Annotated in this window: 23 protein-coding genes; 19 read left to right on the top strand and 4 right to left on the bottom strand. The window is 44.8% G+C overall.

Annotated elements, in window-relative coordinates; genetic code table 11:
- The first annotated feature begins 44 nt into the window (after positions 1-44).
- From C8N47_RS00785 to atpG, 13 genes are all read left to right on the top strand, one after another.
- Positions 45-587, top strand: coding sequence for a YceD family protein (locus C8N47_RS00785; protein ID WP_107820608.1), 543 nt, complete (start codon positions 45-47; stop codon positions 585-587).
- A 12-nt stretch (positions 588-599) separates the two neighbouring features.
- Positions 600-785 carry a 50S ribosomal protein L32 gene (gene rpmF, locus C8N47_RS00790; protein ID WP_107820609.1) on the top strand — a complete coding sequence of 62 codons (186 nt, stop codon included), beginning with the start codon at positions 600-602 and terminating at the stop codon, positions 783-785.
- 241 nt (positions 786-1,026) lie between these two features.
- Positions 1,027-2,022 carry a beta-ketoacyl-ACP synthase III gene (locus tag C8N47_RS00795; RefSeq protein WP_107820610.1) on the top strand — a complete coding sequence of 332 codons (996 nt, stop codon included), beginning with the start codon at positions 1,027-1,029 and terminating at the stop codon, positions 2,020-2,022.
- A 24-nt stretch (positions 2,023-2,046) separates the two neighbouring features.
- Complete coding sequence (locus tag C8N47_RS00800; protein WP_107820611.1) at positions 2,047-2,514, top strand: MaoC family dehydratase; 468 nt, start codon at positions 2,047-2,049, stop codon at positions 2,512-2,514.
- Positions 2,515-2,624: 110 nt separating this feature from the next.
- Complete coding sequence (locus tag C8N47_RS00805; RefSeq protein WP_107820612.1) at positions 2,625-2,999, top strand: bactofilin family protein; 375 nt, start codon at positions 2,625-2,627, stop codon at positions 2,997-2,999.
- Positions 2,977-3,198 carry an AtpZ/AtpI family protein gene (locus tag C8N47_RS00810; RefSeq protein WP_107820613.1) on the top strand — a complete coding sequence of 74 codons (222 nt, stop codon included), beginning with the start codon at positions 2,977-2,979 and terminating at the stop codon, positions 3,196-3,198. The genes C8N47_RS00805 and C8N47_RS00810 overlap by 23 nt, the downstream gene beginning before the upstream one ends.
- A 1-nt stretch (position 3,199) precedes the next feature.
- Entirely contained in the window at positions 3,200-3,577 is a 378-nt protein-coding gene (locus C8N47_RS00815) for a hypothetical protein (protein WP_107820614.1), read from the top strand.
- Positions 3,578-3,631: 54 nt separating this feature from the next.
- The gene (gene atpB / locus C8N47_RS00820) at positions 3,632-4,750 is read left to right on the top strand and encodes a F0F1 ATP synthase subunit A (protein WP_107820615.1); all 1,119 of its coding nucleotides are present in this window, start codon (positions 3,632-3,634) and stop codon (positions 4,748-4,750) included.
- A 26-nt stretch (positions 4,751-4,776) separates the two neighbouring features.
- A complete protein-coding gene (gene atpE, locus C8N47_RS00825) occupies positions 4,777-5,043 on the top strand; it encodes an ATP synthase F0 subunit C (RefSeq protein WP_107820616.1) in 267 nt (88 codons plus the stop codon).
- 70 nt (positions 5,044-5,113) lie between these two features.
- Positions 5,114-5,608 carry a F0F1 ATP synthase subunit B gene (gene atpF, locus C8N47_RS00830; RefSeq protein ID WP_107820617.1) on the top strand — a complete coding sequence of 165 codons (495 nt, stop codon included), beginning with the start codon at positions 5,114-5,116 and terminating at the stop codon, positions 5,606-5,608.
- A gap of 4 nt (positions 5,609-5,612) precedes the next feature.
- On the top strand, positions 5,613-6,161 hold the full coding sequence (gene atpH, locus C8N47_RS00835) for an ATP synthase F1 subunit delta (protein WP_107820618.1): 549 nt from the start codon (positions 5,613-5,615) through the stop codon (positions 6,159-6,161).
- Between the two features lie 13 nt (positions 6,162-6,174).
- Complete coding sequence (atpA, locus tag C8N47_RS00840) at positions 6,175-7,755, top strand: F0F1 ATP synthase subunit alpha (protein ID WP_107820619.1); 1,581 nt, start codon at positions 6,175-6,177, stop codon at positions 7,753-7,755.
- Between the two features lie 38 nt (positions 7,756-7,793).
- The gene (atpG, locus tag C8N47_RS00845) at positions 7,794-8,672 is read left to right on the top strand and encodes an ATP synthase F1 subunit gamma (RefSeq protein WP_107820620.1); all 879 of its coding nucleotides are present in this window, start codon (positions 7,794-7,796) and stop codon (positions 8,670-8,672) included.
- A gap of 501 nt (positions 8,673-9,173) precedes the next feature.
- Here the strand turns inward: atpG and tsf are convergent.
- The 4 genes from tsf to rplM form a co-directional block, all read right to left on the bottom strand.
- Positions 9,174-10,001, bottom strand: coding sequence for a translation elongation factor Ts (gene tsf / locus C8N47_RS00850; protein ID WP_107820621.1), 828 nt, complete (start codon positions 9,999-10,001; stop codon positions 9,174-9,176).
- 34 nt (positions 10,002-10,035) lie between these two features.
- On the bottom strand, positions 10,036-10,860 hold the full coding sequence (rpsB, locus tag C8N47_RS00855; protein WP_107820622.1) for a 30S ribosomal protein S2: 825 nt from the start codon (positions 10,858-10,860) through the stop codon (positions 10,036-10,038).
- A gap of 111 nt (positions 10,861-10,971) precedes the next feature.
- Positions 10,972-11,358, bottom strand: coding sequence for a 30S ribosomal protein S9 (gene rpsI / locus C8N47_RS00860; RefSeq protein ID WP_107820623.1), 387 nt, complete (start codon positions 11,356-11,358; stop codon positions 10,972-10,974).
- A gap of 2 nt (positions 11,359-11,360) precedes the next feature.
- The gene (gene rplM / locus C8N47_RS00865; RefSeq protein WP_107820624.1) at positions 11,361-11,819 is read right to left on the bottom strand and encodes a 50S ribosomal protein L13; all 459 of its coding nucleotides are present in this window, start codon (positions 11,817-11,819) and stop codon (positions 11,361-11,363) included.
- Between the two features lie 421 nt (positions 11,820-12,240).
- On the opposite strand from rplM, the gene C8N47_RS00870 reads away from it, so the two are divergent.
- The 6 genes from C8N47_RS00870 to C8N47_RS00895 all read left to right on the top strand — a co-directional run bounded on the left by C8N47_RS00870 (position 12,241) and on the right by C8N47_RS00895 (position 22,650).
- On the top strand, positions 12,241-13,791 hold the full coding sequence (locus tag C8N47_RS00870; protein WP_107820625.1) for a glycoside hydrolase family 28 protein: 1,551 nt from the start codon (positions 12,241-12,243) through the stop codon (positions 13,789-13,791).
- 26 nt (positions 13,792-13,817) lie between these two features.
- Entirely contained in the window at positions 13,818-15,107 is a 1,290-nt protein-coding gene (locus C8N47_RS00875; RefSeq protein ID WP_107820626.1) for a DUF4861 domain-containing protein, read from the top strand.
- Positions 15,108-15,499: 392 nt separating this feature from the next.
- Positions 15,500-16,126: an RNA polymerase sigma-70 factor gene (locus C8N47_RS00880; RefSeq protein ID WP_107820627.1), complete on the top strand. Its 627-nt coding sequence runs from the start codon at positions 15,500-15,502 to the stop codon at positions 16,124-16,126.
- A 137-nt stretch (positions 16,127-16,263) separates the two neighbouring features.
- Entirely contained in the window at positions 16,264-17,304 is a 1,041-nt protein-coding gene (locus C8N47_RS00885; protein WP_107820628.1) for a FecR family protein, read from the top strand.
- A 186-nt stretch (positions 17,305-17,490) separates the two neighbouring features.
- Positions 17,491-20,901: a TonB-dependent receptor gene (locus C8N47_RS00890; RefSeq protein WP_170111253.1), complete on the top strand. Its 3,411-nt coding sequence runs from the start codon at positions 17,491-17,493 to the stop codon at positions 20,899-20,901.
- Positions 20,902-20,913: 12 nt separating this feature from the next.
- On the top strand, positions 20,914-22,650 hold the full coding sequence (locus tag C8N47_RS00895) for a RagB/SusD family nutrient uptake outer membrane protein (protein WP_107820630.1): 1,737 nt from the start codon (positions 20,914-20,916) through the stop codon (positions 22,648-22,650).
- The last annotated feature ends 32 nt before the right edge of the window (positions 22,651-22,682 follow it).

Here is a 22,682-nt window from a genome sequence, read left to right on the forward strand (position 1 = left end):
CGTTTCTATATTTTTTATACTTTTGCAACACTTTTTTCGAAGCAATGGCCGGATTATCAACTTATAATATCGCATTTAAAGGTCTCGCTATGGGCAGCCATGAGTTTGACTTTCAGATTGATAAGAAATTTTTCGACCATTTCGATGGCGGAATTGCCGAAGACGGTGACGTTCAGGCAAAAGTCATCCTCGAAAAACAAAGTGCACTGATAGTTCTTTGGTTTCATATTTCCGGAACGGTAAAAGTTCAGTGCGACCGATGCCTGGATATGTACGATCAGGCGGTTGCATCGGAAAACCGGGTTTTCATCAAATACGGAGAAGACAGCTTCGAAGATGGTGACGATGTAATTTGGGTTGATGTTAATGAGCATCAGGTTAATATTGCACAAATGCTTTACGACTTTATCATGCTGGCGCTCCCCATCAGACAGGTGCACCCGAAGGATAAAAACGGCAAACGCGCCTGCAACCCGGAAATGTTGAAAAAACTAAAAGAACTAAGTTATAACAGCAATAGTGCGGATCAGGAAGAGCAAAGCGATTCGCGCTGGGACGATTTGAAAAAATTATTAGAAAACGAATAAAGATTTTAGAAAATGGCACATCCAAAGCACAAAACATCAAAAGCTAGAAGAGACAAAAGAAGATCTCATCACAAAGCTGCTATTGCTACATTGGCAACTTGCTCTAATTGTGGCGCAACTGTAAAATACCACACTGTATGCGGCGAATGCGGTTACTACAGAGGTAAACTTGCAATTGAAAAGAACGTAACAGTTTAATTCACGATAAGATGATCAGAAGACTATTCTTCTGATCTTTTTTTTTGCCCTTTCCTTAAATTTTCGAACGTTTTAATTAATTGTTTTAAAACGACTTAGCGCACATTTGCCCATCTTTTCTTTTGCGCTTCAATAATTTCCTCCTATCTTTCGGCTCATTTTTTTAGCTTTTATAAAATCTCGTATATAACCTGAAATCCAACCTCTTACGATTAAAGGTTGTTGTTTAAAATTATAAATTATGGGAAAAGTCCATGCAGCAATAACTGGCATTGGAGCATTTTTGCCTGAGTACAGGCTGACAAATGAAGAGTTAAGTACGATGGTCGACACGAATGACGAGTGGATCATGCAGCGGATAGGGATCAAGGAGCGACGGATCTTCAAAGAAACGGGCAAAGCAACTTCAGATATGGGCGTTCGGGCAGTGCAGGAACTGCTCCAAAAAACCAATACCGCAGCCGAAGAAATCGAGCTGGTTATATGTGCAACAATTACACCCGACCGGCCTTTCCCGGCAACTGCCAACATTATCAGTCGTAAAGCCGGTATGCACAATGCCTGGAGCTACGACATCAGTGCCGCCTGTTCGGGCTTTTTGTTTGCCCTGACCACAGCCGCCAGCTTTATCGAGGCCGGACGCTATAAAAAAGTGATCGTTGTTGCTGCCGATATGATGAGCTCCATCACCGACTATACCGATCGTACGACTTGCCCGCTTTTTGGCGATGGAGCAGCAGCGGTTCTGCTGGAGCCAACCACCGAAGAGCTTGGTGTGATGGATCACCGCAACTATACCGACGGCAAAGGCCGCCACTACCTGCACATAAAAGCCGGAGGATCGAAAAGACCCGCATCGGTTGAGACCATCGAAAATCGCGAACATTTTGTCCATCAGGACGGACAAACGGTTTTTAAATATGCTGTCTCGCGCATGGCCGATGTGGCCGTTGAACTGATGCAGAAGAATGAAATCACCCCCGAGAATCTTGCCTGGCTGGTTCCGCACCAGGCCAACATGCGCATCATCGATGCTGTTGCCCGGCGCATGGATATCAGCAAAGAGCAGGTGATGATCAACATCCAGAAATACGGGAACACCACTGCCGCCACCATTCCGTTGTGCTTATGGGACTACGAAAAGCAACTAAAAAAAGGCGACAACATCATTCTGGCAGCTTTCGGAGCCGGTTTCACCTGGGGAGCTCTTTACCTGAAATGGGCCTATAATTCGTAATCTAATCTGAAAAAACATAAAAACATGAGTCGACTGATCATTAAAAGTCACGAGGAATTTGAGCAACACGTGGGCGAAAAACTGGGGGTTTCGGAATATCATACCGTAACCCAGGAGCAAATTAACAAGTTTGCCGATGCAACGCTCGATTACCAATGGATTCACACCGACCCCGAGCGGGCGAAAACCGAAGGAGCCTTTGGCAAGACGATAGCACACGGCTACCTGACACTCTCCTTACTTCCGGTTATGTGGGAAGAGGTGCTCACCGTGGAAAACTTCAAAATGCTGGTTAACTACGGGATCGACAATTTCAAATTCGGCCAGCCTGTTTTGGTCGACAGCCGCATCAGAACCCACGTATGGCTTAAATCAATTGCCAACCTGCGAGGAATCAGCAAAGTTCAGCTGCGGGTGCAAATGGAGATCGAAGGGAATAAAAAACCGGCTTTCGACGGAGAGGTAACCTTCCTTTACCATTTCAACAACTAAAAGCCAACACAGCCGCCCGGGAAGCGTTGCTGCAAAAAAATAGAAAGGTTTCATTTTTCAACAAAATGAAACCTTTGCTATATTTGATCACGCTTAAAACAGAATAATCCATGGCAAAAACATCTCAAGAAACAAACAATCAACTCATTAACCTGATTGGCAAAGGTACGGTTATCACCGGCGACATTAAATCGGAAGGCGATATGCGCATCGACGGAGAGCTCAACGGAAACATCACGAGCAACGGCCGCGTAGTGATTGGCCATACCGGCAAAGTGACCGGAGAAGTTAGCTGCAAGAACTGCGAGCTTGCCGGATACGTTAAAGGAAAGATAATCATCGAGCAGTTGATTACCCTGAAAGCGACCTCGACCGTTCTGGGTGAAATAGCCACCGACAAGCTCAGCATTGAGCCGGGAGCGGTTTTCTCGGGCAATTGCACAATGGAAAACCAGGCACAAAATGAAAAAGCCAAAAACGCCTAAAGACGACTATAATCGGTTTATCCAGTACTCGAGCCTGGCCTTCGAGATGATGGTGATTATGGCACTGGGGGTGTTTGCAGGAATAAAAATCGATGCCTGGCTGAATCTAAATTTTCCGGTCTTTACGCTTATATTGATGATCCTCTCGGTGATTGGCGCCATCTTCCATGCCATCAAAAATTTCATAAAAAAAAAGTAATATGAAAGCATTTCTTATCAAGTCCGGAATATTGGCAATCTGCCTCATTGCCATCGAATATTTATTGACTAACACCATCTTTGCCGGCTCGGGTATCCCGCATTTCGAACTTATTGTCCTCTTCTTTTACACGGTCACCAACCTGATTCACTACAAGCTTGTTAAAATTATTTCAACCAATATCCGCCAATTTAACCCGTGGTTCTTAGGTATTAACATGTCCAAGATGTTTCTCTACATCTTTTTTGCCATCGGCTACCTGTGGTTCCACCGCGAACACGCCAAAGTATTCCTAATCTGCCTAATTATCACCTACATCTGTTTTACGGTAATCGAAATTACAAGCATCACCAAAATAGTAAACCAAAAAAAATCGTGAACTTCTAAATTTATTTACTAATTTGCCGCCTCCTTTCAAAAGAACATACACATCATGGTGAATCTCAAATTAAAACTATCGGAGAAAGCCAACTACCTTGCTTTCCTGATTGTTTTCGTTTCATTGGGGCTAGCCTCGCAAAGCATCCTAGCTGAAGAAGTCCACGAACCCGCGGAGCAAATCGCTCCGCACCAAGAGCAGTTCGAGGCGGGTAAATTTGTCATTGAACACGTGTCCGACGCCTTCGAATGGCACATCTTAACCTACAAGCAACACCACATCAGCATTCCGCTCCCCATCATCCTTTACAGCAACAATTCCGGTTTAAATATCTTCTGGTCCTCCAAATTCGAACACGGACATGCCAGCTACCACAACTTCCGCATTGAAGAAGAAGGCGAACATGCCGGAAAAATTGTCGAACTTAATGAAGCTGGAGCAGTTGTAGGCTTACCCATCGATCTATCGATCACCAAAACAGTGGCGGGCATATTTATCAGCGTTTTTATTCTGATTTTCATCTTTTTAAAGGTCGCCAAATCGGCCACAAGCTCAACTGGCAGAGCCCCGACAGGCATACAAAACCTACTGGAACCCATCATCCTGTTCATCCGCGACGAAGTAGCATTGCCTACTTTGGGAAAAGACAAGTCTGAAAGATTCTTACCCTACCTGCTGACCCTGTTCTTTTTCATCCTAATTGAAAACCTGGTGGGACTAATTCCGATATTCCCTTTTGGTGCAAACGTAACCGGCAATATCGGGGTAACAATGGTATTAGCATTGTTCACTTTTGTAATCACAACATTCTCAGGCAATAAACACTACTGGAAAGAAATTTACAACCCCGATGTTCCCTGGTGGCTCAAATATCCGCTGCCACTAATGCCCATTGTTGAGCTTACCGGTGTATTTACTAAACCATTTGTATTGATGGTGCGTTTATTTGCCAACATGATGGCGGGCCACATGATTGTGACCGTTTTCGTAAGCTTAATATTCATTTTCGGGCAAATCGGGGGACCGGCTTTGGGCGGCGCAGTAAGCCCCGTATCCATTGCATTCTCGGTATTCATTTTGCTGTTGGACGTTTTGGTATCGTTCATACAAGCTTACGTGTTCACCTTGCTTTCGGCTTTGTATTTTGGCATGGCAACCTCAGATCATCATTGAGTTACTTAATATAAATTCGAACAATTATGAGTACATTATTCGTTCTTTTACAAGAATCAATTGGCAACATTGGTTTTGGTTTAGCTGAAATCGGTGCCGGCTTTGGTGCTGGTTTAGCAGCGATAGCCGCTGGTATTGGTATTGGCCGTATTGGTGCAAGTGCCATGGAAGCGATTGCCCGTCAGCCGGAAGCCAGTGGCGACATTCGCTCGAACATGATCGTATCAGCGGCATTGGTCGAAGGGGTAGCCTTCTTCGCTGTGATCATTTGTGCATTGATTCTTTTCATTTAAGACTTTGTATTGCTCGTTGCCGGCTTCCGGGGTTGCCGGAAGCTTTGGCAACATTTAAACAATTAGAATTATGGGATTTGTTACACCGGATTACGGAACAATATTTTGGATGGTCATCATTTTTGGGATCACACTGTTTATCCTCAAAAAATTTGCCTGGCGACCAATCCTGACCGCTTTGAAGGATCGTGAGAACAACATCGCCGAGGCACTTGCTTCAGCCGACAAGGCCCGGAAGGAAGTTGCCAAGATGAAAACAAACCAGGAAGCGATCCTGGATGAAGCCCGCAAAGAGAAAAACGAGATCCTGAAAGAAGCCCGCGAGCTGAAGACCAAAATTATCGACGAAGCAAAGACAACCGCTCACGCTGAAGGTCTGAAAATTGTTGAAACCGCCCGACTCCAGATTGAAGCCGAGAAAACCGCCGCCATCACCGAGATGAAAAAACAACTTGTTGACCTTTCGGTTCTGGTAGCTGAAAAGATTATCCAACAAGAATTTAAAACAGACAAGAACCAGGAAAAACTGGTCGAAAAGCTGATCAAGGATCTGAAATTCAACTAGGATTATGAATCAAAGTAAAGTAACAGTTCGCTACTCGAAAGCTTTTTTCAACCTTGCCAAAGAAAAAAAACAACTTGATACCCTTCGAAAAGATATTGAGCTGATTTATACTTTATGCAACGAAAGTGCCGACTTCAGAATTTTACTGGAAAGTCCAATCGTTAAAACTTCCCAAAAAACAAAACTGCTGAAAGCTATTTTCGAAAAAAAAATAGCCCCCCTCAGCCTGAACTTCCTCGAGTTGGTGACCACCAATAAACGGGAAGCCCAGTTAGCCGGCATTTGCCGAAATCTTCTGACTCTTTACCGCCAGGAACAGGGCGTAAAAACGGCTCTTCTAACAACAGCTGTCGACCTGGATCCTGCCCTTATCGCTGATATACAGAAAAAGCTCGAGGCCCAGTTTCAGGCACAAATCGAGCTGAGCCAAAAAGTTGATCCCGCACTGGTCGGAGGATTCATCTTGCGCGTCGAAGATCAGCAAGTTGATGCCAGCATCGCCCGTCAGCTTCAAAAAGTAAGAGAAACATTATTACAATCGGAAATTAAATAGAAAAAAGATAACCATGGCTGATATAAAACCTGCTGAAGTATCTGCGATACTCCAACAACAACTGGAAGGATTTAAATCGGAAGCCGAACTGGAAGAAGTCGGCACCGTTTTAACGGTGGGCGATGGTATTGCCCGCATCTACGGCTTATCGAACGTTGAATCGAATGAAATGATTGAGTTCGACAGCGGAGTCAAAGGTATCGTCCTGAACCTTGAAGAGGACAACGTAGGTGCCGTATTATTAGGTTCTTCGGAAGAAATTAAAGAAGGTGACACCGTGAGACGGATGCGCCGCATTGCTTCGATTGAAGTTGGCGAAGGCGTTTTAGGACGTGTCATCAACACCATTGGTATTCCCCTGGACGGGAAAGGAGCTATCACCGGCGAAAAATTCGAAATGCCACTGGAACGCAAAGCCCCCGGGGTTATTTATCGCCAACCGGTAAAACAACCCTTGCAAACTGGTATCAAAGCAATCGACGCGATGATTCCAATCGGCCGTGGGCAGCGCGAGTTGATCATTGGTGACCGCCAAACGGGTAAAACAGCCGTGGCCATCGATACCATCATCAACCAACGCGAAAACTTTGAACAGGGAACCCCGGTATATTGTATCTATGTTGCTATTGGGCAAAAAGGCTCAACGGTTGCCAATATTGCATCGACCCTGGAAAAACACGGAGCAATGGACTATACCGTTATCGTTTCGGCAACAGCATCCGATCCGGCAGCCCTTCAGTTTTACGCTCCTTATGCAGGTGCTGCTATTGGCGAATATTTCCGCGACACAGGCCGCGATGCGCTAATCATCTACGATGACCTGTCGAAACAAGCTGTTTCGTACCGCGAGGTTTCCTTATTGCTCCGCCGTCCACCGGGCCGCGAAGCCTACCCGGGTGACGTGTTTTATTTACACTCCCGCTTGCTGGAACGCGCAGCGAAGATCATCGACTCGGACGAAATTGCCTCGGAGATGAACGACCTGCCCGAATGTCTGAAAGCAAAGGTAAAAGGCGGTGGTTCCTTGACGGCCCTGCCTATTATCGAAACACAGGCATCGGACGTATCGGCCTATATCCCCACCAACGTCATTTCAATTACCGACGGGCAAATTTTCCTCGAGTCCAACTTATTCCTATCCGGTGTTCGCCCGGCCATCAACGTGGGAATCTCGGTATCGCGCGTAGGGGGTAATGCACAGGTCAAGGCGATGAAAAAAATTGCCGGAACCCTGAAACTCGACCAGGCACAATTCCGCGAACTGGAGGCCTTCTCGAAGTTTGGTTCCGACCTCGATGCAGCAACCATGCGTGTACTGGATAAAGGACGTAAAAACGTGGAAATCCTGAAACAAGGGCAGTATGAGCCGAAGAAGGTGGAGCATCAAATTGCCATTATCTACTGTGGCACAAAAGAGTTACTGCGAGCAGTTCCGGTTGAAAAGGTGAAAGAGTTCGAACAAGAGTTCATCGAACTGATGGAAGCTCAATACCGCTCAACCTTAAACGAACTGAGAACAGGAAATTTGACAGACAAAGGAATTGCGGCGATCGAAAAAGCAGCAGCCGAGGTTGCATCGCGCTTTAAATCGTAAACGGTCGGTGGAAGTTCCGGCATGAAACAAAGACTAAAATGGCCAGTTTAAAAGAAATACGTACCCGAATTAGCTCGGTAAAAACCACCCGACAGGTGACCAGTGCCATGAAGATGGTGTCGGCCGCAAAACTTAAAAAAGCGCAGGACGCAATCATTCACTTTCGTCCGTATGCCGATAAGTTACATGGGATCATGCAAACCTTGAGCAGCTCGCTGGAGGATATGGAAGAGTCTGTTTACACCTTGCAACGAGAGCCCGATAATGTTCTTGTGGTCTTGGTCACCTCAAACAGAGGCCTTTGCGGCGGATTCAACTCATCGATTTCCAAGATCGCGATCGAGATGGTTGAAGCACGTTACAGCAGGCAACTACGCCAAAAGAAGCTGAGCTTTCTGACGGTTGGTAAACAGGGCGAAAAATACCTGAAAGCCCGAAACTATCCTGTTGGCGAACAGGCCAATGGCTTGTTCGAGGACCTCAGCTACGAATCGGTATCGGTGTTTGCACAAAAACTGATGGACGATTTCACCAGCGGAAAATACGACCGTATTGAATTGGTTTATAACGAATTTAAAAACGCGGCAGTGCAATTTTGCCGAACGGAACAGTTTCTACCGGTCGAACAGGAGTCCGGCAACAAATCGGTGGGAAATCAGAATTTCATTTTCGAGCCAAGTATGGAAGAAATCGTACATGAACTGATTCCGCACTCCTTAAAAATTCAGCTTTTTAAGGCCTTTTTGGACTCAAATGCAGCAGAACATGGGGCGCGGATGACTGCAATGCACAAAGCGACCGACAACGCCTCGGAGTTGATCAAAGAATTGACCCTGACCTTCAACAAAGCTCGTCAGACTGCGATCACCAACGAGATTCTGGAAGTTACCAACGGCGCCGAAGCGCTGAACGGATAAAATAGGTCATCGACCTTAAACATTAAGCACACCAAGCCTGCCGTTTTCAAAACCGGCAGGCTTTTTTATACAATCCCCAAAGCCCGGCTCGTACGAAGCAAAGTTCAGCTTTTGAAGTGTCCGCAGACGAGCAGATCATCTCCTCCATTGCGAGGCGACTGCGGTTCCATGGAGCGGTTTTATCGCCTTTACGGACCACGACAGCCCCCACTTTCCGATCGCTACATCTTCTGCCCTATTTTACGGCTGTTGCCCCCGGCGCATTTATACCAACCAGCAATTGAATTTAGCCTCAAATTCACGTCCTCTTTAATTGATTTTCAACTGTCTATCGGCATTAAATCTGAATGTTTCGGCTTGTAAATTAAGCTGCATATCGGTCGAATTTCAGCGTTTCGCTTAAGCCTCGCTCCGAAAAATAATTGGTATCGCTTAGACATAAAAAAAGAGGTCATCCCGCGGGATGACCTCTTAATATATCGTATAAAAAGTCTAAGCTAATTATGCACCCAAAGTGAATCGGATGAAGTTTGTTACCGACAAACCTTTGCTTGAGTTGTTCAGGTATTCTTTTACAGACACCTTGTTATCTTTCACAAAAGCTTGGTTCAACAAGGTATTTTCTTTGAAGAATTTGTTCAAAGAGCCTTGAGCAATCTTATCTAACATTGCTTCAGGTTTACCTTCCTGACGGAATTTTTCTTTCGCGATTTCCAATTCTTTCTCAATAACTTCCTGAGAAACGAAATCTTTGTCAACAGCAACCGGATTCATTGCAGCAACTTGCATTGCAACGTCCTTCGCTACTTGTTGATCAACATTTTCCTGGTTGAAACCAACGATAGTAGCCAATTGGTTACCCGGGTGAATATAAGCGATTACCGACTCGGCTTCGATGCATCCGTAAGCCGACAAATCGATTTTTTCACCGATAACACCGGTTTGTTCCGTAACATGATCAGCCAATGTACGACCATCCAGGCTTAACGCTTTCAGAGCGTCCAGGTCAGCTGGTTTGTTGGCTACAGCAACATCCAGAAAGCTTTGAGTCAAAGCTACGAAACCTTCGTTTTTAGCTACGAAGTCAGTCTCGCAGTTTACAACTACAATGGCACCGAATTTACCGTCAGCACTTGTTTTAGCTAAAGCAGCACCTTCCGACGCGTCGCGGTCAGAACGTTTGCTGGCTACCAGTTTACCTTTTTCGCGGATAATTTCTACAGCGCGGTCAAAATTGCCTTCTGCTTCTGTCAAAGCATTTTTACAATCCATCATACCAGCGCCGGTTGCTTTACGCAACTTCATTACATCTGCAGCAGAAATTGCCATATCTTTTTTTTATTTATTTAGTTATAATGAGCAATTATTCTTCTGAATCGTCATTGTCCAGATCAACATCTACATCGTCTTCGCTATCATCAGAAACGATTGCTTTGGCCGCTTCTTTTTTAGCTGACTTTGCTTTTTTAGGAGCGTCGTCGCTATCTTTTTCGCGTTCAACTTTGCGTTCGTTCAAACCTTCAGCAATGGCATCGCACATGATGCGGGTTACCAGGCGGATTGATTGAGAAGCATCGTCGTTGGCAGGAATAACGAAATCGATTCCTTCCGGATTAGAGTTTGTATCAACCATCGCAAATACGGGGATACCCAATTTTTGAGCTTCACGCACCGCGATTTTTTCTTTCAGTACGTCAACAACAAATAAAGCAGCAGGCAGACGAGTTAAGTCTGAGATTGAACCTAATACTTTATCCAACTTAGCGCGTTGACGCGTAATTTGCAACTTTTCGCGTTTTGACAAGTTATCCCAGCTGTTGTCTTTCATCATCTTATCGATGGAAATCATTTTCTTAACAGCTTTACGAATTGTAGGGAAGTTTGTCAACATACCACCAGGCCAGCGTTCTACAACGTAAGGCATATTCACATTACCAACAGCTTCAGCAACAAGCTCTTTGGCTTGTTTTTTTGTAGCCACAAATAAAACTTTGCGTCCCGATTTGGCAATCTGTTTGATGGCGGCAGCGGCTTCATCAACCTTAGCAACCGTTTTTTGCAGGTCGATGATGTGGATACCGTTTTTCTCCATAAAAATGTATGGAGCCATGTTTGGATTCCACTTTCTTTTCAGGTGACCAAAGTGTACACCTGCATCCAATAATTCTTGAAAATTTGTTCTTGGCATCTTGTTAACTTTTGTAATAATTTGTCGAAAAGCAACCTCTGAGTAGTCCCTCGTCGATGCCGGGGAGTCTCAGTGGTTTCAGATCCACAGTTATTCGGTTTAAAAAATATATTAACGTTTTGAGAACTGGAAGCGTTTGCGTGCTTTTGGTTGACCTGGTTTTTTACGTTCCACTTCGCGTGGGTCACGGGTCATTAAGCCTGCATGTTTCAGTTCCGGCTTGTTTTCGGCATTAATTTCAACCATTGCGCGGGCAATACCCAAACGAGCCGCTTCGGCTTGTCCTTTAATACCACCACCGTCAAGGTTTATTTTGATATCGTACTGATCAGCAACGCCTAAAATGTTTAAAGGCTGCTTTACGATATACTGAAGAGTACCATTCGGGAAGTATTCGTTTAACTCCCGGTTGTTAATGGTGATGTTACCTTTACCCTCGCTAACATAAACGCGGGCAACGGCTGTCTTTCTACGTCCTAAGGTGTTTACTACTTCCATGGTTACAATTTAATTGTATTCAAATCAATAACTTTCGGGTTTTGAGCTTCTTGATTGTGCTCAGCACCGACATACACTCTCATGTTACCTTGGATAGCACGTCCCAGACGATTTTTAGGCAACATACCTTTTACTGCTTTTTGAACCAAACGTTCGGGGTATTTACTCATGATTTCCGCCGGAGTTTGGCTGCGTTGTCCCCCCGGATAACCGGTGTAACGCAAATAAACTTTGTCGTTCAACTTGTTACCAGTCAGCTTCACTTTTTCAGCATTGATAACAATTACATTGTCTCCACAATCTACGTGAGGAGTAAAATTGGGTTTGTGTTTTCCACGCAACAACTTGGCAACAGCGCTGGCCAAACGACCCAACGGCATACCGGCTGCATCAACAACTACCCATTCTTTGTTTACCGTGGCACTGTTGGCCGATACGGTTTTGTAAGATAAAGTATCCACTTGCTCTAATTTTTTAAATTAAACACTAAAAGTTGCAAAAACTTACTTCTCAATCTGTTGCAAACATCCAAATTATTAACATCGGGCTCGTTGATAACTTTTCTATCCACAACATTTTCAATCAATTATAAGAAATGCAAGTACGGACAATAATCGGGACTGCAAAAGTATTTCTTTTTTTTGAAATAACAAGCACTATCAATTGGTGAAATCAAATTTTAACACAAAGATTTATAGGAATTAATGCTTTCAATCCGACCGTCGATCGCAGCATCTCCCGCAATCCGGCGCCCCCTCGCCGCTGCAAGGCGGCAAAGGGCCGGATGCAATCGATTGTATTCTTTCGGGATTTTTTAGCAATTATTTCGATAATAGCCTAACTTTGAGACTTCCGAATGAAAACAAACTGCAAACAAATAGAATGAAAACGACCTTAATCCTGCTTTTTTTATGCCTGGCACACAGCCTTTCGGCAAAAACCTACGACATGCACACTTTGGGCGCCGATAACACGGGGAGGGAGAAATGCACCGACTTGATCAACGCCACCATTGAACAGGCATCGAACAAGGGAGGGGGAACGATTTACTTCCCGGCGGGCAACTACCTGACCGGTGCTATCATCCTGAAAAGTAACATCACCTTATACCTCGAAGCCGGTGCAACGCTCTCCTTTTCCACCGACTTTGACGACTACCTTCCCTTCCGTCAGATTCGCTGGGAAGGCATTTTCATGAACAGCTTCACCCCGTTGCTGTATGCAAAGCAAGCCGAAAACATTGCCATAAAGGGCGAAGGGACATTGGAGGGCAACGGAAAAGCCTGGTGGGAAGAAGTGAAACTTCAACAATATTCGTTCTGGCACGATGGCTCCATCAAAAAACCGAACAAATACCAACAGCTTTGGCTTGCCGAAAATAAAGCGCTCAAAGTAGAGCCTTATTACCAAAAATCACTGCAACATCTTTTCTTCCGTCCGCCATTTATTCAGTTTCAGGAATGCAACAAGGTTGCCATTGAAGGTGTCACCATTCAAAATTCGCCTTTCTGGACCATCAACCCGGTTGGCTGCAACGGCCTGCGCATTCATGGCATTACCATCAACAATCCCGACGACGGCTGGAACACCGATGGCATCAACCCATCCTCCTGCTCCAACCTGCGCATTTCGGACTGTCTGGTGAGCGTTGGCGACGACTGCATCACCATTAAGTCGGGTCGCGATTTCGACGGGCGTGAATATGGCCGACCGTGCGAGAACATTACCGTGACCAACTGTGTGATGCTCGCAGGACATGGCGGTGTAGTAATTGGCAGCGAAATGTCAGGCAGCGTTAAAAATGTGACCATCTCCAACTGCGTGTTCAACGGAACGGATGCCGGCATTCGTCTGAAAGCCTCACGCGGGCGCGGTGGTGTTGTTGAAAACATCCGTGTTGACAATATCGTTATGCGGAATATCCAAAAGAACGCCTTTATCGTCAACCTATTCTACGACAAAACATCGACGCCCGAGCCGGTAACTGAACGAACTCCTGTTTTCCGAAATATCCATATAACCAATGTTACGGGCACCGACATCAAGTGCGCCGGCTTTATTCGCGGAATTGAGGAAATGCCCGTCAGCGAACTATCATTCAGCAACATTAACCTGGACGTTGAAGATGGATTTACCGCCGAAGCGGCAACGAATATTCGATTCGATAAGGTTTCCGTTACAACAGCGCAAGGCCCCTCCTTCGAACTCACAAAATGCAACGGAGTTGTGCTAAATGATGTTGGCACTAAAACACCGCATGAAAAAAGCGCCATCGTCGCTGTTCGCGAATCGAAAAACATACTCTTAAATAACTGCTATCTCCCGATTCCGGCCGACATTTTTCTGCTGATTGACCAAAGCGATGTTATCTGGGGCAACAACTTTCTAAAGCTCGTGCGGGAACCAATCCGGACATCAAGCCTAAACCAATAAATGCAAACGGACTAATACAAAAAAATATGAAGCAAAAACCAGCATTACGGACAATCGCTGCTGCAAGCTGCTTACTGGCTTTTACCCAATGCCAGACAGCTCCGAAGACCAGCAAAATTACGCTTTCGAACAGTACCAACCTGGCACTGACCGACAAAGCCATCTCAATTGATCGGCAACAACTGCCCAACATCCCCGAGGGCGAAAATTACCCTTTAATCACCAACTCAACCGGCGACACCATCCCCTCGCAACTCAACGACCTGGATGGCGACAAAAGCTGGGACGAGTTGTTCTTTGTAAGCAATCTCGATGCAAAAGCAAGCAAAACATACTCGCTGCAATGGGTGGAAAAGCGAGCGGAATACACCCCTCGTACAAGTGCCCGCTTTGGAAAACGCAGTTCAGCCGACAGTCCGGTTGAACCGGCAACCAGCGAACTGCTTCCGGCCAACGAAATCCATCGTGCGTTGGGCTATCAACGCTACCAAACCGACGGCCCTTCATGGGAAAACGACAAAATTGGCTTCCGCCACTACCTGGACGGCCGTAACTCGAAGGACCTTTTTGGCAAAAAAGCATCGTACATGTCGCCCGAGAACGTCGGAATTAACGCCCAAGGTGCTGTTGAAGACAACTACCACGTGATGGCCGACTGGGGGCGCGATATTTTAGCCGTTGGCAACTCGGTCGGCATCGGCGGCTATGCCCTGATGGCCGGCGACAGCCTGATGCGCCTGGGTGTGACCACCAACGACAGCCTGAATAATGTTGAGACCACCAAGTTCGCCATCACGAACGAAGGACCTGTCAAATCAACCCTCAGCTACCGGTACGAAAACTGGCACCCGGCCGGTCGCAGCTACCAGGTTGACGAAACAACAGCCATCTGGCCAGGCATGTACGCCTACCAAAATACGGTGAAATTTTCGGGACTTCAGGGCGACGAAACCCTGGTAGTGGGACTGGTGAATATCAACAACCAGAATCCGATGGAAGAAATTGCAGTGAATGACGACTGGATGGTTCTGCTAACGCATGACATGCAAACCTATAACCGCGGATGGTGGTTGGGGCTTGCCATTATTGTGCCACGCGCGCTTTACGAAGGTTATACCGAGGCTCCTCAAACCGGTAAGCTGACAAACAGTTTCCTGGCTAAGCTGAAAGTTGAAAACGACATGCCGGTTACCTATTACGCAGCAGCAGGATGGGAATTGAGCGACGACCGCTTCAAAAGCCACGACTACTGGAAGAGTTATGTTGAAAACCTGGTTCAACAGCTATCTGCCAAAGTTGATGTGAGCATTCAATAAAAAAGAAATAACGCAAATGAGAAATAGCGCGTTGATCGTCTGATCGGCGCGCTATTTTTGTGGGTTGTACTGGATTCGAACTAAACGTTCAAAATGCTCTTTTTTCAGCATTTTAATTCAATGTTCCTTTCAGAACTCACCGTATCGCTCAAGACCAATTATTTTGTACTAATTTGACTAGCAATACAGAATATAAAATTAGCGATATCCGTCAAATTAGCCAACGATATGCGTGTTTTATTGTAAATCCTGAATCCGGAACCGGGTTGCTCCATGTAATATAATCTAGTTGTTGTCAATTTGCAAAAGAGAATACTCAACTTTCAGTAGCAAGAGTTTGCTTTTTCCCTCAAAATTGTACCTTCGTTGCAGGATAAATTTGCGCGCCGTCGATGCCTAAACATAAATTCGATATATCCAGCCCGGATCACGTATTGCTCCTTGAACTGAAGGAGGGCAACAGCAAGGCGTTTGATCTCATCTTTCGCCGATACTACGATAACCTTTGTCGTCTTTGCTATTCTTTCATTCACGATGCCGACACGTCTCAGAATCTAGTGCAGAATGTATTTATTAAGTTGTGGGAGAGGAGGTTCGTCATGGACAAAGTCAGTAATTTGGGCGGATACCTGACAGTCATGGTAAAAAATCAAATTGCAGATTACATATCGGATTACAAGAAACACCAGATTGATTCCGAATTCAATACAAACATTGCTGATTATTCGACTGAAAATGAGATCCAGGGAAGAGAATTTGAAGAAAGGTTAACGATTTCGTTGGCAAAACTTCCGCCGCGATGTAAACAAGCGTTCGAGTTAAGTCGTTTCGAAAATTTGAGCAACAAAGAAATCGCGGTAAAGATGAAAATCTCTGTCAAAGGAGTTGAAGCCCTCATCGGTCGGTCATTAAAATTGTTGCGTGTTGAACTAAGCGAGTTTTTGCCATCCTCGAAGATATCTTCTAAAAATCCGATCTTATTCTTTTTACGAATAGCGCGAAATTTTTCTTGTAAATAATATTCGACACAAATAGCTCTTTGACAGTATTTTACAATCTTCGTCAGGAGTCTTTGAGCGAGAAAGGACATAGAAATTCACATTCCAATGTAGGGTTTTGATTGCTAAGTAGAGTCAGTAGGGCAAAATGAAATAAAATGCCTGTCAAGTCAGACCAAATTTACGAAATCATAACTCGGAAACTAACGGGTACAATTTCGAACAAAGAAAATCAGATACTGGACGAATGGATTTCGAAGAGCCTTCGAAACCAAATTGAGTTTGAGGATATCCAAATTCTTTGGGAAAAGACAGGTGAGTTTCAGATACCATCACGCATCGATCAAAACGTCGCGTTGGACTTGGTGCATCAACGCGCCGATATAAAATCACCGAAGATATTCCGATTGAATTTGCTCTACCAGGCGGCCGCCATTTTGGTTCTGGCAGTTTTGCTGGCAGGTACGTACAGCTATTTCTTCTCCACAGGAGGTTCTTCTTCCGAATACTATGAAGAAGTCTTTGCAGCAATCGGCACAAGAACTCATGTTGATCTTCCGGATGGGTCAAGGGTTTATCTTAACTCCGGAAGTTCGCTTCGGTTTTCAAATCAATTTACTTCCAAACAACAGAGACGCCTTGAACTGGAAGGGGAGGCATATTTTGATGTGGCCAAGGACCCGAAACACCCCTTCATCGTCAAGGCCGGACCGATTGAAGTAGAAGCGTTGGGGACCGAGTTCAATGTGGATGCTTACAACAAGGATCGGGCGATTGAGGTCACTTTGCTGGAGGGGAAAGTGGCAATTAACCCGGCCAACAAAACAGACGGGAAAGCGCTAATAATTTTAGATCCCAATGAGATGGCACACTTCAATGTAAAGGAAAACAAGATAAGCAAAATAAAAACCTATGAATTGGAGAAATACGTGGGATGGATCAATGGCAAGCTCTTATTTATGGATGACCCGATTCAGGAGGTGATGCTCAAACTTGAAAACTGGTATAATGTTGATATTCGCCTGGAGGATCAAAAGCTGAATAAATACCGGTTTACCGGAACATTTATTGATGAATCGGTCGATGAAGTTCTCCGGACACTGAGTTTGACCTCGCCTTTAAGCTATGAAATCACTCCCGCCCAGCAAGACTCCCAAGGAAGATATACAAAACGAATTATAAAACTTAAAATAAATTAAATGAACGCCTAGCTGAACAAAAGTTTAAAAAACAGGAAGGTGTACCACCACCCTCCTGTCCGGTAAATGTCTGCTACCAACAGACATTAAAATTGAGTTTAAAAAATTAAACATTTCGAATTTATGAAAAAATCAAACATGAATGGAATACTTCATCGTATTCTAAGAACTAAAGTTCTGTTTATTATGAAATTAACGACCTTCTTTTTCTTCTTGTCCACCTTTACGCTATTAGCGTCAGGGACTTTTTCCCAGTCTAAAACATTTTCCATTAGCCGGGAGAATGCGTTGATTAAGGATGTTCTGGCAGAGGTTGAAGACCAAAGCGGATACTTTTTTATTTATAATAATGAATTTGTCGACGTCTATCAAAGAGTTAGTATCAGTGCGAAAGATATGTCTATTGCGGATCTGCTCGATCAAATCTTTGCAGGTCAGAATATTCAATATAAAATAGATAACCGCAAGATTATTCTTTCAGCATCTGGAGTTCAGAAAACGTCGCTGCAACAACAATCCCAGGTATCTGGGAAAGTGACTGATAATTCAGGTGCTCCGTTACCTGGAGTTACAGTTGTGGTTAAGGGTACAACGACGGGAACTATTACTGATGCCGACGGACATTATTTGATTCCTGATGTTCCCGGTGATGCAGTTCTCGTATTCTCTTTTATAGGGATGAGCACTCAGGAAATTGAGGTTGCAGATCAAGGTACTATTGATGTAACAATGCAAGAGGAATCCATTGGTTTGGATCAGGTTGTTGTAACGGGCTACCAGACGCAAAGGAAAGCTGACCTAACCGGAGCAGTGGGGGTTGTTGAAGTGGATAAGATCAAAGAAATGCCAACAGGTAATGCTATCAAAGCATTGCAAGGACGACTTGCGGGGGTGTACATCACAACCGACGGTAACCCTGGCGCGTTTGCTACGGTTCGTATTCGCGGGGGGAGCACCATGGGTTCAGGGAACAACAATCCTTTATATATCATTGACGGGGTACCGACAACAGGAGGTATCGAACAACTTAATCCGAACGACATTGAGTCGATGCAGGTATTGAAAGATGCTTCGTCTGCCAGTATTTATGGTTCTCGCGCGAACAATGGGGTTATCTTAATTACAACAAAAAAGGGACAACAAGGTGTCAGTAAGGTTGAATTCAGCTCGTATGCTACTATTCAACACTATGCCAATAAACTGGACGTGTTGAACACCTACGACAGAGGTTTGGTAAATTGGCAAGCCGCCATTAATGATGGAAATACGCCAACATCAGCTATTTATACCTATGATTGGCACCGCGATGAAAACGGGAAAGCTATTCTGGACCGGATTCTTCTTCCGGAGTTTATTGATCCGGCACAGACAATGCGGCCAGCTGACACGAAATGGTATGACGAAGTATCTCAGCAATCACTAATCCAGTCGTACAACCTGACATTCTCGAATGGAAATGAAAAGAGCAATACGCTGTTCTCGTTGAATTACTATGATCACGACGGAATCATCAAGGAAACCAATTCCAACAAAATAACCGCTCGTATCAATTCGGATTACAGATTTCTGGACGGCAAGCTAAAAGTGGGCGAAAACTTGACTGTTTCGCGGGTGAAAAATGCAGAGATCCCTGTGGGGGATGTGATGTACCTGGCTTTGGTTCAGCAACCGGTAGTTCCGGTTTATTCAGTGGATGGAGGTTGGGGAGGCCCTGCTCCGGGCATGACCGACCGTCACAATCCGGTTCGTTTAATTGAGCAAAATAAGCAAAATCAATCGCGCACAGCGCGGGTGTTCGGAAACATGTATGCCGATCTCGAAATCATCAAAGGATTGAATTACAGATCTAATTTTGGTATTGATTATACGGAGAATTACTACAGGAAGATGGATTATTCCTATGAATCCGGATTTCTAATCAGTGATATCAGCCGGGTGACAACTTCACAATGGCATAATATAGCATGGACCTGGTCCAATACCTTGAATTACAAATTTGAAAGAGGCAAGCACAATGCAGACATTGTTGTAGGTACAGAAGCTGTTAAGGCAGAATACGAATCTTTCTATGGAAGTCGCGAAGGATATGTCATCGAAGACCCGGAATACATGTTCCTGGATTCCGGTACCGAGAAAGTCCTGAATGGTGGAAGTGGTGCCGGTAACTCGTTGTTTTCTTATTTCGGAAAAGTAAACTACGTGTTTGATCAAAAGTATCTGGCTTCGGTCACTGTTCGCCGTGACGGTTCCTCTCGCTTTGGTAAAGATAATTTGTATGGTACTTTTCCCGCGTTCTCTGTTGGTTGGCGGTTAAGCGAAGAAGACTTTTTTAAAGAAGCCTTGCCTCAGTTTTCAAACCTGAAATTCAGGGCTGGCTGGGGGATTACCGGTAACCAGGAGATTAGCAACGAAGCCATTTATTCCATCTACCGTTCGGATTATGGCATTGACCCAACCTGGGATTTTGATTCTGGAACAGCCTATGATATTACCGGGGCAGACTCGGGTACCCTTCCTTCAGGTTTTCGTAAGATACGCGAAGGAAATCCCGGCCTGAAATGGGAAGAAGCCACACAAACTAACTTAGGGATCGATTTTGGATTGATGCATCAGAAATTGTATGGTAGCTTCGACTATTTCTTCAAAGAAACCAAGGATATTTTGCTTGAGCCTCCTTACCTGGCTGTTAAAGGCGGTGGTGGCAACCAATGGGTGAACGGCGCCACACTGGAAAATAAAGGTTGGGAATTTGTATTGGGATACAATACCAAACTGAGTAACGGATTGGAAATTGACCTGACCGGAAATATTTCATCTTATAAACGTGAAGTTACGTTTTTACCGGATGAAGTGCTCACCGGCTATCCGGGAGACCCATCAACCGGGAAAAGTGTGTTGGGGCATTCTGACATGGTTCACTTTGGTTACATCGCTGACGGCATCTTTAAGAGCCAGGACGAAGTGGACGCTCACGCTTCTCAAACAGGAAAAGGCATTGGCCGTATTCGTTATAAGGATATTGGCGGATTGGATGCTGAAGGTAATTTCGTATACCAGCCGGATGGCGTTGTAGATGCGCTTGACCGTACCTGGCTTGGCGATCCGAACCCCGATTTTATCTACGGCCTGAACGCCAGTTTCGCATACAAAGGATTCGATCTGAATCTTTTCTTTCAGGGGATTTATGGCGCCGATGTGTACAACGAATATAAACACCTGACCGATTTTACCTCGATTTGGCAGGGAACCAACTTTGGTTCACGGACGCTGCAGGCATGGACACCCGACAATCCAAATTCAACGATTCCGATGTTGACCCGTACGGATACGAACAATGAAAGTCGCACTTCCTCTTATTTTATTGAAGATGGTTCGTACCTGAAATTGAGAAATATTCAGATTGGATACCAGATTCCGGCCCGATTAATCCAGAGTTTACGCATGTCTTCTGCCCGGATCTATTTGCAGGGACAGAACGTCTTCACCATTAAGGATAGAAAAGGAAACGATCAGTTCACTGGTGTTGATCCTGAATCTCCTGGATTTGCCTACCCGATCCCATCTAGCTACACAATTGGTATTAATGTTACATTCTAGAAAATACAGACAATGAAAAAGATAAGCAACAATATATTCGCCTGGATCCTGATAATGGCCTCAGGACTACTATTTTCCTGTTCGGACTCGTTTCTTGAAATGGCACCAAAGAGCATTATTAGCAGCGACCAGCTTTTAACACCCGAAAATGCAGAGAGTATGGTGATTTCTGCTTACGCGGAATTAGGGAATGACCACTATACCGCTCCGAATTCCCTCTGGCCTTACGCCGATATTACCAGCGGTGACTCCTATAAAGGAGGCGGTGGAACCGGTGATATCTGGGAATTCAATTTCTTGGAATTATTTGCGTTTAACACAACAGATAACCCGTTGGTTGATCAGAAATGGTACCGGCTCTATGTCGGAATCGGGCGTGCAAACGAAGCGCTTAAAGTTGTCAATCAGCTATCGGCAGAGGAGTACCCCAAAAAACTTGCTCGTCAGGCTGAAATGCGTTTCCTCCGGGCACACCACTATTTCATCCTGAAAACCATGTTCAAGTATATCTCTTGGATTGATGAAACAATTGAAGGAAACGCCTACAACGAAGTGTCAAACAGAGAATTTTCCGATCAGGAATTGTGGGACAAAATTGCTGCCGAGTTTCGGTTTGCAGCTGATAATCTGCCCGAAACCCAGAACGACAAAGGACGGCCAAACAAATACGCCGCGTTGGCCTATTTGGCAAAAACCAAGTTGTATCAAGCCTACGAGCAAAATGAACAAAACAGCGTAACCAATATCAATACATCAAAACTTAATGAAGTGGTTAACCTGGTTGATGAAGTGATTGCCTCCGGGCAGTATTCCCTTTTTGCAGATTTTGGCTACAATTTTTTGCAGACTCATGATGAAGGAAGCACCGAATCGGTTTTTTCTATTCAGCGGTCTATCGAAGATGGCACACCTACAGGTCGCCTGGACTGGGGAAATGCGCTTAATTATCCCATGAACCCGGAATACGGCTGTTGCTGGTTTCACATTCCGTCTCAAAATTTGGTGAATTCGTTTAAAACGGATGCCACCGGCCTTCCCCAATTCGATGCCTTTAATAATTCAGACGTTTTGGAAGGCAACGATTTTCAGGAAAATACCTTTGATGTTCGTCTGGACCATACCGTAGCCATTCCAGGACATCCGTGGAAATATGATCCTGATTTTATTTACCGAAAAGATTGGGCCCGTGCAACACAGATTTATGGACACTTTTCTTCGCTGAAAGAAAATCAACATTACGAATGTGCCTGCTTCGAAAAAGTGCCGCCATTCATGGCTAGTTCCAAAAATACCGATATCATCCGTTTTGCTGATGTTCTGTTGTGGAAGGCTGAAGCCCTTATCGAACTTGGTCGGCAGGACGAGGCCCTGCCCATTATTAATGATGTGCGCCAGCGGGCTATCAACAGTACAGCTATGCTTGTGGACAAGGATGGAAATCCAGTTTCAAATTACGGCATGGATATTTACAAGCCCGGAGAAAATTGTACCTGGAATCAGGATTTTGCCCGTCAGGCACTGCGTTGGGAACGTCGCCTTGAATTGGCCATGGAAGGTATTCGATTTTATGATCTGGTTCGCTGGGGAATTGCTTCTGAATACATCAACAAATACTTTACCGAAGAATCGGTTAAGCGGGAATACCTGAAGGATGGACAGTTTACAAAAGGAAAACACGAGTACTTTGCTATTCCGCAAAACCAAATTGACTTTAGCAAAGGGTTGTACCAGCAGAACAATGGGTGGTAAAAAGTAAGTGTTAAAACGTTAAAGACATTAGA

This window comes from Mangrovibacterium marinum, assembly GCF_003046625.1.
GTDB classification, from domain to species: Bacteria; Bacteroidota; Bacteroidia; order Bacteroidales; family Prolixibacteraceae; genus Mangrovibacterium; species Mangrovibacterium marinum.